Below are 18,686 nucleotides of genomic sequence, written 5' to 3' on the forward strand. Positions count from 1 at the left end.
GGGGCGACGGTTTTCGGAATCGTCGGAACGATTGCATTCGGGAGATGAGGAATGACTGTCAAGACTGGCTGGCGGGGAAGGTTTTACGAGGATTTCGAGGTGGGCGACGTGTATCAGCATCCGTTGGGGCGGACGGTGACCGAGACCGACAACACCTGGTTCACGCTGCTGACGATGAACACGGCGCAGATCCATTTCAACAACGCGGCCGGCGAGGCCAGCGAGTTCGGGCGGTGCCTGGTGAACTCGACCCTGACGCTGGCGATCGTGGCGGGGCAGAGCGTGATCGACACCAGCTTCAACGCCATCGCCAACCTCGGCTGGGAAGACATCAAGCTCACCCGCCCCGTGTTCGCCGGCGACACGCTCTACTCCGAAACCACGGTGCTGAACAAGCGCGAATCCCGCAGCCGCCCGCACGCCGGGCTGGTGCAGGTGACAACCCGCGGCCTCAACCAGGACGGCGAACAAGTGCTCTCCTACACCCGCACCTTCCTCGTCCACAAACGCGGCCACACCGCCCCCGCAGCGTTCCCCGCCGCCAAAACACCCTTCACCGCACCGGAAGCGAGCCTGGCATGAGGCCGCTGGACGACGTGCGCGTCCTCGCGATCGAACAGTACGGGGCCGGCCCGTTCGGTTCCCTGCTGCTGGCCGACCTCGGGGCAGAAGTGATCAAGATCGAGGATCCCGCCGCCGGAGGCGACGTGGCTCGGTACGTTCCGCCCTACACCGAGGGCGAGGACTCGCTGTTCTTCCAGTCCCTCAACCGCAACAAACACAGCATCAGCCTGGATCTGCGCAACGCGCGCGGCCGACAGGTTTTCGAGGGCCTGGTGCGCCGCGCCGATGCGGTGTATTCGAACCTCCGCGGCGACGTCCCGGCACGGCTGCGGATCCGGTACGACGATCTCAAAATCCTCAACCCGGCGATCGTGTGCTGCTCGCTGTCGGGGTTCGGGATGACGGGACCGCGGGCCGGCGAGCCCGGCTACGACTACGTGCTCCAGGGCTACGCCGGCTGGATGACCTTGACCGGGGAGCCGGGCTCGCCGCCGGCCAAGTCGGGGCTGTCGCTGGTGGACTTCTCCGGCGGATACGCCGCCGCGTTGTCGTTGCTGGCCGGCGTGCACGCGGCCCGACGCAGCGGTGTGGGCATGGATTGCGACGTCAGCCTGTTCGACACCGCGATCAGCATGCTCAACTACCTGGCGACCTGGCACCTCAACGAGGGATTCGAGCCCCCGCGGACCCGCCGCTCCGCACATCCGTCGCTGGTGCCTTTCCAAGTGTTTCCCGCAGCCGACGGATGGCTCGTCGTCGGCTGCGCCAAGGAGAAGTTCTGGCAGCGTCTGGTGCGCGTTCTCGAACGGCCGGACCTGCTCTGCGATGCGCGGTTCACCGCGTTCGCCGACCGGCTGGCCCATCGGGACGAGCTCGAAGCGATTCTCGACAAGGAATTCCGCGGCCGCACCGTCGAGCAGTGGCTGGCCGACCTGCGCGCCGCGTCCGTGCCCTGCGGCCCGATCAACACCGTCGAGCAGGCGCTGTCGGACGAACACACCCTGGCTCGCGATCTGATCATCTCGACGAGCCATCCCACGTCAGGCACCGTCGCACAGGTCAACACCCCGGTGCGGGTGGGAGCGGCCCGGAAGGACCACGAGCGGGCCCCCGGACGCGGCGAGCACACCGCGGCGGTGCTGCGCGAACTGCTGGGCTTCGGAGAGAGCACCGTGGCCGAACTGCGCGCAGCCGGAGCCTTCGGACCCACCGACAGGTTCCCCGCGCCGCGGGCGGGCGGCAGCGGTGAACACCTGACCGGCGGCGGGCGCAGGAGCGGTTCCGATGACCGTCGCTGAGTCTCGCCCTCGATCGCATCCGCCGGCGCTTGTCACGACGGCACGGACGATGCTGTTCGTACCTGGCTCACGACCCGATCGTTTCGCCAAGGCCGCGGCTTCGGGCGCTGACGCCGTCGTGCTCGATCTCGAGGACGCGGTCGCGCCCGCCGACAAGGCGCGGGCACGCGAGCAGGTGCGGCGGTGGCGTGCGCAGGGCGGCGCGGGCATCGTACGAGTCAACGATCGGCGTACCCGCTGGTACCGCGAGGACCTGGCGTCGCTCGAAGGGCCGGCGGTCGTGCTCCTGCCCAAAACCGGCACGGCAGACGACGTCGAGGACGTACGGGGACTGCTGGCGCCGGAGTCATGGGTCATCCCCATTCTCGAGACCGCGCAAGGCATCGTGAACGCCCCGGCGATCGCCGCGGTCCCCGGTGTGGCCCGGCTGGCGTTCGGCAACGGCGACCTTGCCGCCGAGCTCGGTGTCGCCCACACCAGCCACCGGGCACTCGCCGCAGCCCGATCGGCCGTCGTGCTGGCAGCCGCGGCCGCCGGGATCGCGCCGCCGCTGGACGGGGTGACCACAGCGATCGACGACGAGGCCCTGCTCGCCGCCGACACCCGGCACGCGCGCGAACTCGGCTTCACCGGACGGCTGTGCATTCACCCCCGCCAGATCGCCGCCACGCATCGCGAGCTGGCCCCCTCGCGCGAGGAAATCCGGTGGGCCCGCTCCGTGGTCGACAGCGTCGGCACCGGGGCTGCGACCGTCGTGAACGGCGGCATGGTCGACCAGCCCATCCTCGCCCGCGCCCGCGCGCTGCTGGCCCAAGCCTCCCGGGCGCCCGCTGAGGGGCTGGCCTCCCGCCCCGTCCCAGCCCCGCCCGCACCCGCCGACACCAGCGCCGCCGGAGGCGCGAAGTGACCACGACACCCGGAAACCATGTCCTCGAGGAGAAGCCGATGACGACGACGTCCGCGCGGCACGAGGTGCGCGTCCTGCGCGACGTGCGCATCCCCACCACCGACCCGGCGGTCACCCTCTCAGCCGACGTGTGGCTCCCGGTCACCGAGAACCCGGTCCCGGCGGTCATCCAATTGTCCCCGTATCGCCGGGACCTCATGGCCGGCGTGAAATACGAATCCTCGTTGCGGTATTTCGCCGAACGCGGCTACGGCTGTCTGCTGGTGGACGTCCAAGGCATCGGATCATCCGACGGAGCCCTGCGGTCGATGCTGGATCCCGCGCAGGGAGACGACGGGGTGGCGGCGATCGAGTGGGCCGCGAAACAACCCTGGTGCACCGGTGCGGTGGGAATGTGGGGATTCTGCGCCAACGGCATGATCACCGCGTTCACCGCGTGCCGGAACCCGCCGGCGCTGAAGGCGCTGATCGCGATGACCAACCCGTTCGACCTGCAGTGGGATTCCGTGACCCACTGCGGCGCCCGCAGCGATGTGCAGAACAAGGTCCGGCGCGCCGGGGCGAACGTGCTGCAGCGATTGCTTCCCGCGCTGGGAAACTATTCCTCGCCAACGGAAGAGCGCCGGTGGCGGCAGCGGCTGGCTGCCCTCGATCCCAGCCTGATGGTCGGCAACCTCGCGGCTGCGGACCCGCGGTGGCGGGACTGGACGATCGACACCGGCCGCATCACGGCGCCCACGATGTTCGTCACCGGCTGGCGCGACATCTACATGAACTCCACCATCCGAGGCTACGAACAGGTCGAGGCACCCAAGAAACTTCTTGTCGGCCCCTGGATGCACACCCTGCCCCATCTCTCGCCCGTGGAGCCGATCGACTTCCTGGCCTCGGCATTGAGGTGGTGGGATCGCTGGCTTTCAGGAACGGCCAACGGCGTCGACGAGGAACCGCCGGTCACCGTCTACATCCAGGGCGAGCGCCCGCAATGGCGCACCTACGCATCGTGGCCTCCCGGCAAGGAGGACCTGCGCCTGAGCACGGCCGGCTCCCCGACGCTGGTCGACGCCGTCGATGCAACAGCCGACGCGTGCGGCGGATCCGTCATCGGGGTGTATGACCCCGACCCGACCGTCGGCGCGCAAGCCGGGCTCAGCAACATCGTCGGCTACGGGTTCGGCTGGCCGGAGGACCAGCACGAGGACGACAGCCGTTCGCTGTGCGCGACGAGCCTCGCGCTGGACGACGACGTGCTGATCACCGGGATGCCGTCCGTCACGGTGACCCTTGCGGCGGAGGGCCAGCCCGTGCCGCAGCGACTGGTGGCGCGCTTGACCGATGTCGACCCGCAGGGCCGGTCCACCCTGATCGTGGGCGGTGTCGCATGCCCCACCGAACGACGGGACCGCTATCGCATCCGGTTGCGCCGCACCGCGTATCGGGTCGCCGCCGGCCACCGCCTGCGGATCGCGGTCAGCGACGCGGATTTTCCCCTCCTTCGTCCGCTTCCCTCGCCCTCTCCCCTGCATGTCGTCCGCATCGAGGCACACCTGCCGGTCGTCGACGAGGCACTGGGCGCCGACGGCGACGTCACACGCCTGGAGGGCGCGAAACGGGTGGGCTGGTTCGGGAAGCCCACCCCCGACATCCCCGGCTACGGCGGGACATGGAACGTCACCCGGGACTACGTCAACGACGGCATCGAGGTCCGCTTCGGCCAGCGCAGCGACACCACTGTGCCCGGCAGCGGGCATCTGGTCGAGATCGAGCACGAGACCACCGCCTCGGTGCTGCGTGCGCGCCCGGAGGCGTCGGTGGCCCGTGGACGCTACCGCGCGCTCGTGCACCTCAATACCGGCGAGACGCTCACGGCGGCGGTCAGCGTCCGCTGCACCGCCGCCAGCCTGTGGGTGCGCGGGGAGGTGTCGATCGACGGCGACACGGTGTTCTCCCGCACCTGGGATGCCCCGGTCGACGAGATCGATCCGGCGACCGTGCCCTCTCCGGAGCGCGACCCGCTCGGAGAGCCGGCGGCGACGGCGCCACTGCCCGTACAGCGTTGACACCCGTGCCGCCGGCGGCAGCGAGCCTGTGCGGACTGGAAGGAATGGCCATGGCCCAGCATGAGCCCGCGGGACCGGATCGGGCGTCGTACCCGATCCGCTTTCCCGACGTCCCTTACGATCCCGAGGACTCCGCGCTCGTGATCATCGACATGCAGCGCTACTACCTCGACCCGGCGGGCCCCATCGGCACCCGTCTGCGGGCGGAGTTTCCCCGGCTGTTCGCGGAGTTCTACCGCGCCGCGCAGGAGACGGTCATCCCGAACCTGCACCGGATCCTGACCCTGTACCGGGCCGCCGACCTCCCGATCGTGCACGTCACCACGGGCGCGCAGCGCCTGGACCGAGGCGACCTGCTGCCGCATATCCGGCGAAGGTTCGAGGACAGCACCGGCGCGGCCGTTGCGGCGACTGGCCTGGATCCCGTCTCGACATGGCGGGAGGTGGTCGCCGAGCTGGCCCCGCGGCCCGGCGAGGTCGTGCTCAACAAGGTGACCCGCAGCGCGTTCACCTCGACCGGCCTGGACAGCACGCTGCGCAGCCTCCAGGTCCGGAGCCTGCTGCTCGGCGGTATCGCCAGCGACGGATGCGTGCATCTCACGGCACTGGACGCCAGTGACCGCGGATACTGGACCTACGTGCTGGCCGACGCCAGCGCCGCGTTCGACCCGGCGATGCACCGCTCCGCGGTCGAGCACTTCCACCGGCTGTGGGGAACCGCCGTGACCACCGACGAGGTCGCCGACCGCCTCGCCTCGATCACAACCACGGACCGCGCACCCGCCACAACGTGACGCTTCCCTTGGCAGCGCCCGAAATCTGCGCTGCCCGTATCCAGTTCGACTGCGTGACCCACGACAGGTCCCTTACCGGACAACAGTTCCCACGCCTCAGGAGGTGTCTGGTGTCGATGCCGCAGCATTCGGCGACGCTGGCGATCAACGACCGGATCCAGGAGCGCCGCGCCGCCGGCGGCAAGGTCGTCCACCTGGGTTTCGGCGAGGCAGGGCTGCCGGTGCTCCCCGAGATCGCCGCCGTGCTGGCCGGCTCGGCCACCGCGAATTCCTACGCCCCGGTCGCCGGCACTCCGCAGGCCCGGGCCGCCGCCGCCGGCTACCTGACGCGGCGGCGCCAGCCGAGCACGCCCGACCACGTCGTGTTCGCACCGGGCAGCAAGCCGCTGCTGTACGCATTGTTGGCGGCCATTTCCGGCGATGTCGTGCTTCCGCAGCCAGCCTGGGTGAGCTACGCCGCGCAAGCAGCGCTGGCAGGGAAAGCCGTGATCCAGGTCCCGGTGCCCCCGGGCGGCGGGGGCCTGCCGGATCCGGACCGGCTGCCCGCGGCGCTGGACCAGGCCCGGGCAGCGGGGCGCTCCCCGGGCGTCATGGTGCTGACCGTGCCGGACAACCCGACCGGGCGGCTGCCCTCGAGGGAGCAGCTCGCCGAAGTCACCCGGATCGCGCGCGACAACGGACTGGTCGTCATCTCCGATGAGATCTACCGCGACCTCACGTCCGAGCCGTTCACCAGCCCCGCCGAGCTGCTGCCCGAGCGCACGATCGTCACCACGGGACTGTCGAAGAACCTCGCCCTGGGCGGCTACCGGATCGGGTTCGCCCGTATTCCGGATTCGTCGCTGCGGGAGGCGGTCATCGGAATCGCCAGTGAAGTGTGGTCCGGGCTGGCGGCGCCGATGCAGCACGTCGCGGCCTACGCCCTCGATGAGCCCGCGCCGGTCACCGCGCACATCCAGGCAGCCCGCCGTCTGCACGCCGCGGTCTCCGGCGCCGTGCAGGCGCTGTTCCAGGAGGCGGGCGCTGCCTGCCCCGGCTCCCAGGGCCCGTTCTACCTCTACCCCGACTTCGAGGTCTTGCGTCCCCGCGTCACCACCGGCGCCGACCTGGCCAGCCTCCTGCTGGAACGCTTCGGGGTCGCCGTCCTGCCCGGCGTCGAGTTCGGCGACGACCCCGCCGCGTTGCGGTTCCGCGCGGCCACCAGCCTCCTTTACGGAGACACCGACACCGAGCGGTGGGCGGCGCTGCGTGCCCCCGACCCCCTCCGGCTGCCCTGGATCCAGGAGTCGCTGACGCAGCTGCGCGAGGCGTTTCAGGACCTGCACTCGATCGCCGCGCCCACGCGCGGCTGACCTAGACCGCGGCAACCTGATGCGCGGGAAAGCCCTCGCTTCCCTGCATGGGACGCAAGTCGTCGAACCAGGTGGCGGTGTCGCTGAATTCCGCGAAAAACGGCCGGCCCACCATGTCCGGATCCCGGCACTGCAGGAACCGGCATACGAATGCCTTGGATCCCCAGATGTCGGCTACCCCGTCCAGAGCCACCTTGCCTGGCGAGGCGGACATCACGGGGCCCCGTGCCGTGCGTTCCAGTCCCGAGACCTGCTTGAACGCGTCGCGGTAGATGTCCACCACCTGCGCCAGCGGCAGGGCGAAGTACTCGCGGGCGCCGGTGTCGCGTTCGACGAACATGTAGTAGGGCACCGCGCCCAGGCGGACACTCTGGCGCCACATCTCCGCCCAGGCCGGCGCGTTGTCGTTGACGTGGCGGACGATCGGCGCCTGGACGCGGACGACCGCTCCGGTGTCGCGGATTCGGCGCATCGCCCGGGCGACCGCGTCGGTGCCGAGTTCGCGGGCATGCGAGAAATGAGCCATGACCGCGACGTGGCGGCCGGAGCCGACGATCTGCTCGAACAGCCGCAGCAGATCGTCGGAGTCGGGATCGGTGGTGAAACGGTAGGGCCAGTACGACAAGGCCTTGGTGCCGAAACGGAAGTTCCGCAGGTGCTCGAACCCCGGCCCCAGCAGCGGCTCGACATACTGACGAAGAACGTCGGTCGTCATGATCATCGGATCGCCGCCGGTGAACAGCACATCCGAGACCTCGCGATGGGAGCGGAGGTAGTCGACGATGCGGTCGTTGTCGTCGACCTGCTGTTTGAGACCGGGCATCCCCACGAATTGCGCCCACCGGAAGCAATAGCCGCAGTAAGCGTGACAGGTCTGCCCGTGGGAGGGGAACACGAGGACGGTCTCGGCGTATTTGTGCTGAAGCCCGCGCACCACACCACTGCCGTCCTGCGGAACGTTTTTGGTCAACTGGTCCCCGGGGTGGGGGTTGAGCCGCTCCCGCATCGGCGCCACGGCCCGCCGCAGCTCGGCCGGGCGCAGGCCGCGCGCCTGCAATGCCGCGACCTCGTCGTACATGTCGGCGGGCAGCATGTCCTTGTGCGGGAACGTCAACCGGAAGATCGGATCGTCCGGGACGGCCGACCAATCGATCAGCTCGTCGACGACATAGTTGTTCACCTTGAACGGCAACACCGACGACACCACGGAGATGTCGCGGCGGATGTCGGGACCCAGGCTGCGAACCTGCGGGATTCCGGACAATCGGCTTCCCGGAATCGTTGTCATCTGTGGTGGCACTGTCTGCCTTCCGTGCAAACGCGAGGGAAATGGATGCGTGCGAGCCGCCCGGCTCCCGCGGGACGGCCGTGTCTTCGCGGGCATTGGGCAGCGCGGCACGACGCGCCTAGCGGTGCGCCGAGGACGCTGCGGTTTCGATGCGGCTGCCCAGCCCCGTGAAGGGGTCTGCGATCGCCCGCAAGCGGGTAGTCACGTCGTAGGTCAGCGCGGCAGCGTCGACGCGGGAGAACAATGTGGCCGGGTACGCCGCAATCAGGTGGAGCCGATCGAGAAACGTGTACACCCCGAAGAGCGGATAGGGCCGGTTGAACGGGATGATGCGCGACCAGCCGGTGATCCTGACATCGGGAGGATGTTCGATGTCGGGCACGACCCCGATGTTGCTCACGACCACCTTGGCCAGCCGTTGCTCAAGTGGCGTCTCCACGCTCAGCGACGGGTAGCCCAGCGGCAGCTGTCTGCTGGCGATTCCTTGTTCGAGGTTGCGTTTCACTGTGTGTCCGAGAGCGGCCGGGTCGGAGTCATGGGCGACCTGGAGGTCGGCTCGGTGCCAGGCCACGAACTTCGAGGTCTCGGTCGCGGCGACCGGCGGTGTCACCCGCTGCCGCAGATCCACCGCCGTCAAGCACACCATGGCCGCCGGCCCGGCGACCGGCGTGCCGAACGTGCGCAGGCTGATCAGCACGATCCCGGTCACCAGGCCGGTTACCGATATGCCGCGGGCGCGGGCCGCGGCGACGATGCCGCGGGTCTCCGCCGGGCTCAGCCGGTCGTCGAGCTGCACGATCGGCGCTCGGTCCATATTGGAGGGTGCGCTCACCGGCGGCCCGCTCCAGCGTTGCGCTGCGAGCTCGGCCGGAGAGGCAGGCAACGACCCTCTCGTGCGGGCCTGTGGTGTCGAGCCGGTGACGATCGCGGTGTAGCGGTGCCAGAGCTCGTAATACAACGCCGTCCAGCCGCGCCCGTCGACGACCCCGATGTCGGCACGCAACACCAGGTATCCAGACTCCTGGCCGCGGATGAGCAACAGCTCAGCGACCCCTTGCGCGGGATCCCACGGGCGGCGGGCCTCGCGGTCGAGGACATCGTCCCCGCCGTCGCGGACGCGAATCGGCGGCGGGTTCCGGTCCGCTGCCGACAGCAGCTGCCCGGCCGGGTCTGCGATGACACGGGAGCGCAGAATGGGGTGCGCGTCGCACAGGTCGCGGTACGCGGATGCGAGCGCGTCGGTGTCGAGGTGGCCGTGGAACCGCGCGACCTGCGCCCGGGGTGTGCCCAAGCCGCCCAGTTCGATGTTGTCCAAGTAGCGTTCGAGAACTGTCAACGTGAGTCCCGTTTCGAAAGCGAATGGGGGTCGGTCGAGCCGGAACGCGCCCGGCGCTCACGCGGTGGTGGACGCCTCGGCGCGCGGCGCGGTCGGGAGGGCGGGGAACGGTCCCGGTTTCGCGACGTGCGCGCTCTTGTGGACGAGGAAGGTGCGGGTGTAGGAGAGCACTTGTTCGCCGTCCTGGTTGAGGCCGCGGGTTGTCACCTGCACCAGCCCGGCGTGCGGGCGGCTGCGGGATTCGCGCTTGTTCAGCACCGTGGTTTCGGAGTAGAGCGTGTCGCCGGCGAACACGGGGCGGGTGAGCTTGATGTCTTCCCAGCCGAGGTTGGCGATGGCGTTGAAGCTGGTGTCGATCACGCTCTGCCCCGCCACGATCGCCAGCGTCAGGGTCGAGTTCACCAGGCACCGCCCGAACTCGCTGGCCTCGCCGGCCGCGTTGTTGAAATGGATCTGCGCCGTGTTCATCGTCAGCAGCGTGAACCAGGTGTTGTCGGTCTCGGTCACCGTCCGCCCCAACGGATGCTGATACACGTCGCCCACCTCGAAATCCTCGTAAAACCTTCCCCGCCAGCCCTGCCTGATCACAGCCGGGCACCTCCATCCGGATCGATACGAAAGGTGTTGTTGCTGGTCGCGTCGGTGTGCCGAGGACGTCAGGGGGCCGGCGCGAGCGCCTTGGCCTCGGCAGGCGGCTGCATGGCGAGGATTCGGCGCGCACGGTCGAGGATCGGTTTGCCGACGATTTCGCCGTTCAGCCGTACGACTGATCCGTCCTCGGTGGAGGCGAGCACGTCGCGCGCCCAGGCGAGGACTTCCGGGCTGGGCGTGAAGATGTCGTTGACCACGGCGACCTGCCGGGGGTGCAGACACGCTTTGCCCCCGAAGCCCAGAGCCGCGGCGCGCCGCGAGTCCTCGGCCACGGCGTCGGTGTCTTCCAGGGCGACGGTGGCGCCGTCGAGCGGTTGCGGCAGGTGATTGGCCGCCGCGGCCAGGACCACAGCGGACCGGGCGTAGCCGAACGGCCGGCCGTCGGCCGGATCCACGGCGAGTTCGCTGCCCAGGTCGGCGTTGCCGAAAATGGTCCGCACCACGCCCGGCGCACCGGAGATCTCCTCGGCGTGCAGGATGGCGGCCGCGGTCTCCAGGATCGCGATCAGGCGGGCGCCCGCTCCCAGATGCCGCACCACCGTGACCACATCGCGGGCCTGGGTGATTTTCGGGACCATCACGACCGTGTGGTGGCGCGCGAGCATGGCCAGGTCCGCGCGGTGCCAGGGTGTTGACGCGTCGTTGATGCGCACCACGCAGGTGTCGGCGTCTCGCCCGGAAAGCCACTCGTCGACGTTGTCGCGCGCTTGGTCTTTCAGCGCGGGTCCCACGGAGTCCTCGAGGTCGAGCATGACGAGGTCGGCGCCGCTGGCCACCGCCTTCGCGAACCGGTCGGGTCTGTGCCCCGGTACCGCCAGCAAGGACCGCGCGCGCGAAACTACGTCAGGATTGGTCATGGGATATTCCTGCCCTTTCTCTCATCGTGCGATTCGAGACGAACCGTGGCGGGTCGTTTCACCTGTTCCGGACGGTCAACCTCGGACGGCTGCGGTCGCCGTCTCGGCGCTGCGGATTCGTTCGTCGGCCCGCTGCTGGGCCACTTTTAGCGGCGGGACATCGTCTTCGGCGGCCTGACACAGGATCTCGGCGGTCGTTTCGTAGATCCGGCCTACTCGCACGGCCGCCTCGCGTTCACGGTTCAGACCGGCGAGCTCCTGTGCTGCGTGGATCACTCCTCCCGCGTTGACGACATAGTCAGGGGCGTAGAGCACCCGCTGCGCGTGCAGGTCGTCGGCGACGGAGTCGTGCGCGAGTTGGTTGTTGGCTGCGCCGCACACCACCCGGGCACGCAGGCGAGCTACCGCGTGGGCGTCCAGCGCTCCGCCCAGTGCGCACGGCGCGTACACGTCCAGATCGGCGCTGGCCAGCGCTTCGGTGTCCACGGCGACGTCCACCTCGGGGTGATCCCGTCGCACGGCCTCGACGGCGCGGTCGCTGATGTCGCTGACCACGACGGACGCGCCGCCCTGCAACAGCCTTTTGACCAGAGCCGTTCCGACCTTGCCCACGCCCGCGACGCCGACCCGGCGACCCGCGAGCGACGGGGACCCCCACACATGTTCCGCACAGGCCACCATCGCGCGGAACACCCCGTAGGCCGTGGCCGGCGAGGGATCGCCGGTGCCGCTGTTCTCCCGCGAACGGCCTGCCACGTACGAACAGTCACGGGCGATCGCGTCCATGTCGGTTGCAGTCGTGCCCGAATCGGGGGCGGTGATGTAGCTGCCGCGCAGCGAGTTCACCACCCGCCCGTACGCACGCCACAGCGCGTCGGTCTTGTCGCTGGCGGGATCGCCGATGATCACGGCCTTGCCGCCGCCGAGCGCGAGGCCGGCGAGGGCGTTCTTGTACGCCATCGCTTGCGACAGGCGCAGTGCGTCCGACAGGGCGTTTTCGGCACTGGAATACGCATGGAACCTGACACCGCCGAGCGCGGGCCCCAACGCGGTCGAGTACACCGCGATGATCGCCTTGAGCCCGGCACGGGAGTCGTGATGAAAAACGATGTTCTCGTGCCCGATTTTGTCGAAGAATTCCGGAAGCATCGAAAGTCCTCCCCCAATGGAATCGGATTGGCCTGTCGGCACCAGCTCGTCGTGCACGCCGGATTCCGCTTGCGGCGCCCGCCGCGCGAAAGGGGATCCCGAGGCGCATCCGCTCTGATGGCGCGCACGGGACCCTCGCCTGCTCGTGATCACGCCCGAGGCGACAAGGGAACGCAGCTCGTCCCGGTCGATGCATGGCCAACGCTAGGACGTCCGCAGGAGGCGGACAATCCACTCGCCGTCGCGGTTCTATCCAGTATGCGAGGGACGCGCGGCGGGGTGGCGACACGGGAACCACCCGCCGGGGCGAACACGACGATGCCCGCGTGCGCGAGAGGGAAATCTCCGCGCGGGCGGGCAATCGGCCGGACGGCGGAGCGAGCCCGTGCCTCACGTCGCCGGGTCGGGTTTAGGGCCGGGGCGGAGGCTGCAACATCGCCCGATCGTTTCAGCGGCGGGGCAGCTATCTGCTGGCGAGGTCTGAGCGGATCGCGCCGTGGCGGCTCAGCATGGCCGCGCACGCCAGCGCCGCGATGATCGAGACAGCCCCACCGATGCAGAGCGGTGACCGCCCTCCGAACATCTCGGCCATCCACCCCACCATCGGACCGGCGGCAGGATAACCGCCGAGTTGGGCGAGCACGTAGAACCCCATGACACGCCCGCGCATCTCCGGACCGCAGCGGGCTTGCACGAGCGACAGGGCAGTGTTGAGGAAGGTGACGCTGGCCAAGCCCACGGGCACGAGCGCGATGCCGAACGCAACGTACGTCGGCATGAACGAGACCACGACCTCGGCGGCGCCGAATCCCGCTGCGGCAAGCAGCATCACGCGCACCCGAGGCGAACTTCGGGTGCCGCGGCGTGCCGATAACAGCGAGCCGGCGAACGTACCCACCGCCAGCAGCGTTGACAGCAGCCCGTATCCGTCAGCCTGAGTTCCGAATACATTGCCTGCGACCACTGCGAGCGAGGTTGCGAACGTGTTGCCGAACGTGCTGACGAAAAACACGAGCAGCAGCACTGCGATCAGGTCTCTCCGCCCACGCACGTAGCGGAGACCTTCTCGCACCTGTCCTTTGGCCCGCCCTGCGGCCGAGGCACGGAACAGCTTGCCCGGCTCCATGAGCGCCAGCCCGGCGACCACAGCCGACGTGCTCACCGCGTTCGCGAAGAACATCCACCCCGTTCCCACCCACGTAATTCCGAACCCGGCCATCGCGGGCCCAACTATGCGAGCCAAGTTGAACACCGAATAGTTGAGCGCGACCGCGTTCGGGATCAACGCGTCCCCGACTATCTCGGCCACAAACGCCTGCCGCGCGGGAACATCGAGCGCGCTGAACGTCCCGAGCACGAAACACAGCACGTAGACGTGCCACAGCCCCACTGCTCCACTTACGTCCAGCAGTCCCAGCACGCCGGCCTGCAAGGCAATTCCGCTTTGTACCGCGATGCACAACCTGCGTTTGTCCGCCCGATCGGCGAGCACACCCGCCCACAGCGACAGCAACACAGTCGGCGCGAACTGGAGCGCGACCGCAACGCCTAACGCAACCGCGTCGTGCCCCGACAGCTGGAACACCAGCCAGTCCTGAGCGATTCGCTGCATCCAGGTGCCGACATTGGAAACGACCTGCCCGACAAAGAACAGCCGGTAGTTGCGGATCCACAGAGACGCAAACATGTCGCCCTTCGGCACCGCGGCAAGCTGCTCAACCGCCGCGTCATCGGACGAGGGACATGACTGCGCTTCGCTACCCGAGTCCGCTGGCACCGTCCTTGGTTATCGCATCCCTCTTCCCCCGGCTATCCGCTTGCAGCCCAACCGCTATCCGATTCGCGTTGACGCAGGGATACGCTCCCCGCGATCGGATGGCAATTCAGCCTGCGCACGCAGGCCAGGGCGGTCTCGGTCGCCATGCCAAGCGAGCAGGCCCGCGGCTCGGCCAAGCAGCGCTCAAGAACGCCGAGGCCAAACCCCTCCCCCAGACCGCCCAGCTTCGACGGAAGCGCAACCAGACGCCGCCGGATCGTCGCGTTCGGCAGCACCGAGCCAGAATCCAGCACAAGGACGCTCCGCTCGCCTGGCTCGGGGCACTCGGTCAGCTCGCGCACGTACTTCGCGATGTGCGGGCGCTTCGCGGTGAGCGGGCCAACGCTGAGCCGGGAAGTCCGCGGCCCTGGCTGCTGCTCATGACGACGGGGCCGTAGGCCGCGTCGAGGTCGTCGGCGACGGCTTCCCAACCCGCTCCTCCGCGGAGAATCCCGGCGACACGTCCGCCGGCCAGCAGCGCGGTGAACCACGCGACGTGCTCCGCGTCGAACCAGAGGCGCGGTGATCGACCGATCCATGCAGGCGGGCGAGGAACGCCGCGGTGTCCGGGCCCTCGGCGGCCGCCGTGTTCAGCACCGCATGCGCGACCGGGACCGGTTGGCCGCCAAACGGCACTGGCGGCCGGGAAGTCGTTCGCCGTCACCGCGAACCAGCGCCACGACGACCGCTGGGAATTCCACGCCACCTGCACCGTCGCCGGGGTGACGACCGCGACCCAGAATTGGGAGGCCGAGAGCCTGGCCAGCACCCCGGACGGCATCGTCGCCGAAGTCGCCGCGCGCGACGTCCTGCGCCAGCTGGCCCGCACCACCCGTGCCCGGGTCGCGGAGGCCGCGCGGCTCCTCGAGGAGTTCGACGTGCTCGCCCGTGCCGACGCCGCTGGTCCGGCCGCACCGCCGGCGGGCGAACAGGCTCCCGACGGCACCGGCAGCCCACGGGATCTGCCGGAGGGCCGTTGAATTTCCGCGCCGGCAGGCTGTGTCTTGAGCAGGAGCCGGTCAGGGCTCGGGTTGGCGGTCCCAGAGATGGACGGTGTCGGTGATGCGCAACGGCTTGTCGGGCGGGCCTTTGATGTGGGCGGGCACGATTTTCTCTTCGTGTTCGCAGTCGCCCCCGGCGTGGCCGCGGGGGTTGAGGCAGGTGTTGCGCCGGTAGGGCGCGACCGGCCAGCGGCAGGACCAGTTCGGGGCGCTGCGGCCGGTCGAGGCGGCGGCGTCCTGCTCGGCCGCGGCCCGGCTGGGCCGGTGCGCCGAGTGCACCCGCACGATCCGCACGCCGGGGCCGGCGGTGATGCCGTTGCGTTCGTCGCGGCGGCGGCCGGCGCGGGACCGGGGCAGCTCCTCGGTTTCTGTCAGCGGGTTCTTGGTCCCGGACTGGCCGATCAGCTGCCAGGCGGTGTAGACGACCTGGGTCCATGCGTCGGTGGTGTCGGGCTCCGGAACGGCGAAGCCCGCGCCGTAGCGGAGCAGGCATTCGTTGTCCCAGACCAGAGGAGGCAGAGCGAAGCCGTGTTCGGCGCGGAACCGGCGCATGTCGCCGACGGAGACCGCCCGGCCGTCCGGGCCGGTCGCGACGCGGACGTCGTCGGGCAGGGTGGCGAACTTGTTTTCGCCCGAGGCGTAGAACGTCAGCCGGATTCCCTCGAAATCGTCGGGGACCTGCTCGAAACCCGACTTGGTCTGGCAGAGCCACCGCGGCCGCGTTCCCTCGACCACAATGTCTCCCGGTGTCCAGGAGGACCAGGACACCGCCACGATCGGCGTGGTGATCTCCACCTCGCCGTTGCCGTCGAACGAGGCTCCGCCGACCAGGGTGTCGAGTCTTTCGGCGTAGCCGCCGATCGGCTGCTCGAACAGCAGCAGCCCGGCGGGCGAAGGCAGGCGACGCGCGGTCGCCTTCTCGGCCGGAGGCGTCGACGCGGCCGCCAGCGCCAGCGACGTCATGTCCGCGGTGGCGTAGTACAGCTCGGCCCCGCCGAGGGTCTCGGCCTCCAACCTCCCCAGCAGCTGCGCGGCGATCACGCCGGGGCTGAACTCTTCGGTCCCGGGCACGACCGGCAGCAACGTCGCCTGGCCGGAATTGATCGCGGTGCACAGGCCCTGCATCCCGGCCTGTGTGCCGTAGTACTCGCGCAGCCGCGCGCGCCACTCCGGCAGTTCCGCCGGTTCCGGCGCGGTCCAGGGCTCCCCGGCGAGATCCGCCGCCGCAACGTTCACCACGACACAGTCACATCCCCTTACCGAGCGTGTCCGTCCACCGTAGCGAAAGCAGACCCCGCGCAGACGGGCACCGGGTTGCGCAGCAGGTCGCGGACCGCCCGGCGCGATGATTTCACGGCGCGGTCGCGATCGGCATCGAACCGGTCGACCCGCCTGGGTGCCTTCCGGGTTCTGTCGGTCCCGGATGCCACGCTGGCGGTCATGACCGCAGACGTGGCGCACCCGGACCTGATCGACCTGGACACCGGGGATATTTACGAGTGGGAGCCCGAACCCGCCGGCGGCGGCGAGCCCGGCTACAGCCACCGTGAGGACCACGACTTCGCCTGGCCCCGCAAGGACCTGGAGATCCAGTACCGGCTCGCCGAGATCCGCACGCTCAGCCGCGACGGACTCGACCGGCTGCGTGACCTGGTCCTCAACCCGCCCGAAGACGACGACTGAGCTGGAGTGCGGGCAGGTCCCCGGCGCTCGCCGAGTTGCGGCGCCCGCCGGGGACACCCACCCGCCCCGGGGCCTGGTGCCCGGAGCGATCGACATCTTGCCCGGCCGGTGGGTTACCGCCGGAAACCGGGCCGGATCCCGGCCACCACGGCGGGGTAGGGGCCGAGGTGGTTGAGGGTGTACCAGCCGCAGGTCCAGCGCAGGAGCGCGATCCGCGAGAGCCGCCATTCGTCGGCGGCATCGACGAGCACTTCGCGGCACAGGGCTTCGCGCAGGCCGACCAGGGTCGTGTCCTCGCCGCGGGTGCTCATGGTTCCCCACCACAGATCCGCCGGCAGCTCCAGGAGGTCGGTGAGGATCGCCGCGGCCGCGACGCTGGTCCCGTTGCCGTTGTAGCCCCACCCGAAGGTGTGCCCCTCCATGCTGCTGATCTGCGGTCGGAGCCGTCGCAGCACAGTCGCCGATTCCCGTTGTGTCGGTCCGCTGGCCGAGGTCTCCACGTCGATCCGGCGATCTCCCTCTTCGGGGGTGCAGCCGTGGTAGACCCAGTCGTCGTCGCTGGTCACGAGGTCGTTCCTCCTGGTTGTGGCGGTTGACTGGCGGCGGGCGGGTCGATCAGGGCGAGGGTGATGTCGCCCCCGGGGTCCCCGTAGCACTCGGGAAAAATCGGGCGGATATGCCTGACTGCGCTGGTCAGGCATATCCGCCGATTTTCGGCGGATGCTACCGGGGCCCCGGCCTGGTCGGCGCGGACGCCGCGGAAGCGCCTGTGCTCGGTGGCGAACAGCTGTGCATCAGCTCCGACGCCGGTGCGGCATCATGAATCACTGCGCGGCCGAAGCTGTGCTCGCACCATCACCGAGAGGAACGTCCCGTGGCCCGAGACAAGCGCGTCGTCGCCCGCATGAAGGAGACGGGCGAGAACTGGACTACTGCCCTGGCCGCGATCCGCGCGGAAGATGCGAGCCGCCGTAGCGCCACGGTCAACGTGGTGATGCACGCCGCCGCCGGATGGCCGGACGCCCTGCTCGCGGCGCTGGAGAAGGAACAAGGCGCGCTGGGGTTCAACATCGTTGGCCACTCGGATGCGGTCTCAGGCGAGATCGAATCCGCAGACATCTCGGACGACGAGCACGGCGAACACATTGAGCTGGTGCTGCGGATCAACCCGAGCCAGCTGAAGTACCTGCCGAAACACCGCCCCCTTGAAGTGGAGCTGTCGAGGACGACGCTGGCTCGCCTCGCACGGCGAATGCCGAACAAGTGAGCGCCGGGCGGGCTTGAGGAAGCCGCGCAGCAGCCCGTACAGGATCAGCGGATCCGCCGGACGTAGGCGGGTGCCTCGCCGCGGCGAACTTCCTCCGGGCTGCGCTGCACGATTTCGTGCATCGCCCAGTACGACCCTGGCGCGGGCTCGATGGCCGCCCCTGCAGCGGCTTGACAACCACATAAGGACACCCCCCGGAGCGGCCGACGGTGCGCACGCGGTGGCCGAGCCGGGCGAGGAAATCGCGGAAGCTGCGGCAGCCCTCGTAGTTGAGCGGGTCGAACGCCGGGTCGAGGGCGACCATCTTCGACTTCACCGCCCTCACCTCGCCGGGCAGCTCCAGCAGGCCGCGCACGTGCTCGACCACCACCGCGGGGACCTCGGCCAGCTTCGGGAAATACCCCAGCCGCTGATACGACTTCAGCCACACCACCATGGCCAGCAGATGCTGATCGTTCTGCGTTTTCTCCCGCGCCCACGCGACCTCGGGGACTGTCGGCGTGAACGCCTCAGCCAGCTCCCGAGCGGGAACCACCCTCTTGAACCGCGGATACGCGGTCCGATCGATCGCCGTCACAACCCAGACCCCGAGCACCAAGCCGACGTAACGCAGCGGAGCCTATCCAGCACGCGCAGTCCGTTGCCGCGCGGGTTTTGCTACAC

General features: G+C 69.4%; 18 protein-coding genes. 9 read left to right on the plus strand and 9 right to left on the minus strand.

The genetic code is table 11. The features are described 5' to 3' along the window. Positions 1-51: 51 nt before the first annotated feature. The 6 genes from SSMG_RS41370 (at position 52) to SSMG_RS41395 (ending at position 6,975) form a co-directional block, all read left to right on the plus strand. On the plus strand, positions 52-582 hold the full coding sequence (locus SSMG_RS41370; protein ID WP_009086395.1) for a MaoC family dehydratase: 531 nt from the start codon (positions 52-54) through the stop codon (positions 580-582). Beyond that, on the plus strand, positions 579-1,862 hold the full coding sequence (locus tag SSMG_RS41375) for a CaiB/BaiF CoA-transferase family protein (RefSeq protein WP_009086396.1): 1,284 nt from the start codon (positions 579-581) through the stop codon (positions 1,860-1,862). The genes SSMG_RS41370 and SSMG_RS41375 overlap by 4 nt, the downstream gene beginning before the upstream one ends. Positions 1,863-1,911: 49 nt before the next feature. Further along, a complete protein-coding gene (locus SSMG_RS41380) occupies positions 1,912-2,769 on the plus strand; it encodes a CoA ester lyase (protein WP_009086397.1) in 858 nt (285 codons plus the stop codon). A 38-nt stretch (positions 2,770-2,807) separates the two neighbouring features. Then, complete coding sequence (locus SSMG_RS41385; protein WP_050788567.1) at positions 2,808-4,829, plus strand: CocE/NonD family hydrolase; 2,022 nt, start codon at positions 2,808-2,810, stop codon at positions 4,827-4,829. Positions 4,830-4,879: 50 nt separating this feature from the next. After that, positions 4,880-5,623, plus strand: coding sequence for a cysteine hydrolase family protein (locus SSMG_RS45870; protein WP_037719269.1), 744 nt, complete (start codon positions 4,880-4,882; stop codon positions 5,621-5,623). 116 nt (positions 5,624-5,739) lie between these two features. After that, positions 5,740-6,975 carry a pyridoxal phosphate-dependent aminotransferase gene (locus SSMG_RS41395; RefSeq protein WP_037719489.1) on the plus strand — a complete coding sequence of 412 codons (1,236 nt, stop codon included), beginning with the start codon at positions 5,740-5,742 and terminating at the stop codon, positions 6,973-6,975. Between the two features lies 1 nt (position 6,976). Here SSMG_RS41395 and SSMG_RS41400 read toward each other — a convergent pair whose 3' ends face one another. From SSMG_RS41400 to SSMG_RS41425, 6 genes are all read right to left on the minus strand, one after another. Then, complete coding sequence (locus tag SSMG_RS41400; RefSeq protein WP_199786468.1) at positions 6,977-8,263, minus strand: KamA family radical SAM protein; 1,287 nt, start codon at positions 8,261-8,263, stop codon at positions 6,977-6,979. Positions 8,264-8,381: 118 nt separating this feature from the next. Further along, positions 8,382-9,599 carry a hypothetical protein gene (locus SSMG_RS41405; RefSeq protein WP_009086402.1) on the minus strand — a complete coding sequence of 406 codons (1,218 nt, stop codon included), beginning with the start codon at positions 9,597-9,599 and terminating at the stop codon, positions 8,382-8,384. A 57-nt stretch (positions 9,600-9,656) separates the two neighbouring features. Continuing rightward, positions 9,657-10,187, minus strand: a complete 531-nt coding sequence (locus tag SSMG_RS41410) for a MaoC family dehydratase (RefSeq protein WP_009086403.1) — start codon at positions 10,185-10,187, stop codon at positions 9,657-9,659. Between the two features lie 68 nt (positions 10,188-10,255). Next, on the minus strand, positions 10,256-11,107 hold the full coding sequence (locus SSMG_RS41415; protein WP_009086404.1) for a CoA ester lyase: 852 nt from the start codon (positions 11,105-11,107) through the stop codon (positions 10,256-10,258). A 75-nt stretch (positions 11,108-11,182) separates the two neighbouring features. Then, positions 11,183-12,313 (minus strand): Glu/Leu/Phe/Val dehydrogenase dimerization domain-containing protein, encoded by a 1,131-nt coding sequence (locus tag SSMG_RS41420; protein WP_353611831.1) that lies wholly within the window; start codon positions 12,311-12,313, stop codon positions 11,183-11,185. A gap of 406 nt (positions 12,314-12,719) precedes the next feature. Next, positions 12,720-13,958, minus strand: coding sequence for an MFS transporter (locus SSMG_RS41425; protein WP_286157113.1), 1,239 nt, complete (start codon positions 13,956-13,958; stop codon positions 12,720-12,722). An 836-nt stretch (positions 13,959-14,794) separates the two neighbouring features. Between SSMG_RS41425 and SSMG_RS41430 the strand changes: the two genes are divergently transcribed. Next, positions 14,795-15,052: a hypothetical protein gene (locus tag SSMG_RS41430; RefSeq protein ID WP_037719276.1), complete on the plus strand. Its 258-nt coding sequence runs from the start codon at positions 14,795-14,797 to the stop codon at positions 15,050-15,052. 39 nt (positions 15,053-15,091) lie between these two features. On the opposite strand, the gene SSMG_RS41435 is transcribed toward SSMG_RS41430, so the two are convergent. Continuing rightward, positions 15,092-16,309: a hypothetical protein gene (locus tag SSMG_RS41435; protein WP_158688167.1), complete on the minus strand. Its 1,218-nt coding sequence runs from the start codon at positions 16,307-16,309 to the stop codon at positions 15,092-15,094. Between the two features lie 204 nt (positions 16,310-16,513). Here SSMG_RS41435 and SSMG_RS41440 point away from each other — a divergent pair, with 204 nt between their 5' ends. Further along, positions 16,514-16,756, plus strand: a complete 243-nt coding sequence (locus tag SSMG_RS41440) for a hypothetical protein (RefSeq protein WP_037719280.1) — start codon at positions 16,514-16,516, stop codon at positions 16,754-16,756. A gap of 113 nt (positions 16,757-16,869) precedes the next feature. Here SSMG_RS41440 and SSMG_RS41445 read toward each other — a convergent pair whose 3' ends face one another. Further along, on the minus strand, positions 16,870-17,322 hold the full coding sequence (locus SSMG_RS41445; RefSeq protein WP_037719282.1) for a hypothetical protein: 453 nt from the start codon (positions 17,320-17,322) through the stop codon (positions 16,870-16,872). 308 nt (positions 17,323-17,630) lie between these two features. On the opposite strand from SSMG_RS41445, the gene SSMG_RS41450 reads away from it, so the two are divergent. Then, positions 17,631-18,023 (plus strand): hypothetical protein, encoded by a 393-nt coding sequence (locus SSMG_RS41450; RefSeq protein WP_009086416.1) that lies wholly within the window; start codon positions 17,631-17,633, stop codon positions 18,021-18,023. Here SSMG_RS41450 and SSMG_RS47875 read toward each other — a convergent pair. Next, positions 17,920-18,618 (minus strand): DUF4158 domain-containing protein, encoded by a 699-nt coding sequence (locus tag SSMG_RS47875; protein WP_353611833.1) that lies wholly within the window; start codon positions 18,616-18,618, stop codon positions 17,920-17,922. The genes SSMG_RS41450 and SSMG_RS47875 overlap by 104 nt on opposite strands. Positions 18,619-18,686: the final 68 nt, after the last annotated feature.

It is taken from the genome of Streptomyces sp. AA4, from assembly GCF_000158875.1.
Taxonomy (GTDB): Bacteria; Actinomycetota; Actinomycetes; order Mycobacteriales; family Pseudonocardiaceae; genus Amycolatopsis.

Coding starts and splice junctions, on each gene's coding strand:
- SSMG_RS41370 (WP_009086395.1), top strand. CDS start 52: ATGACTGTCAAGACTGGCTGGCGGGGAAGGTTTTACGAGGATTTCGAG.
- SSMG_RS41375 (WP_009086396.1), top strand. CDS start 579: ATGAGGCCGCTGGACGACGTGCGCGTCCTCGCGATCGAACAGTACGGG.
- SSMG_RS41380 (WP_009086397.1), top strand. CDS start 1,912: ATGCTGTTCGTACCTGGCTCACGACCCGATCGTTTCGCCAAGGCCGCG.
- SSMG_RS41385 (WP_050788567.1), top strand. CDS start 2,808: ATGACGACGACGTCCGCGCGGCACGAGGTGCGCGTCCTGCGCGACGTG.
- SSMG_RS45870 (WP_037719269.1), top strand. CDS start 4,880: ATGGCCCAGCATGAGCCCGCGGGACCGGATCGGGCGTCGTACCCGATC.
- SSMG_RS41395 (WP_037719489.1), top strand. CDS start 5,740: ATGCCGCAGCATTCGGCGACGCTGGCGATCAACGACCGGATCCAGGAG.
- SSMG_RS41400 (WP_199786468.1), bottom strand. CDS start 8,263: ATGACAACGATTCCGGGAAGCCGATTGTCCGGAATCCCGCAGGTTCGC.
- SSMG_RS41415 (WP_009086404.1), bottom strand. CDS start 11,107: ATGACCAATCCTGACGTAGTTTCGCGCGCGCGGTCCTTGCTGGCGGTA.
- SSMG_RS41440 (WP_037719280.1), top strand. CDS start 16,514: ATGACCGCAGACGTGGCGCACCCGGACCTGATCGACCTGGACACCGGG.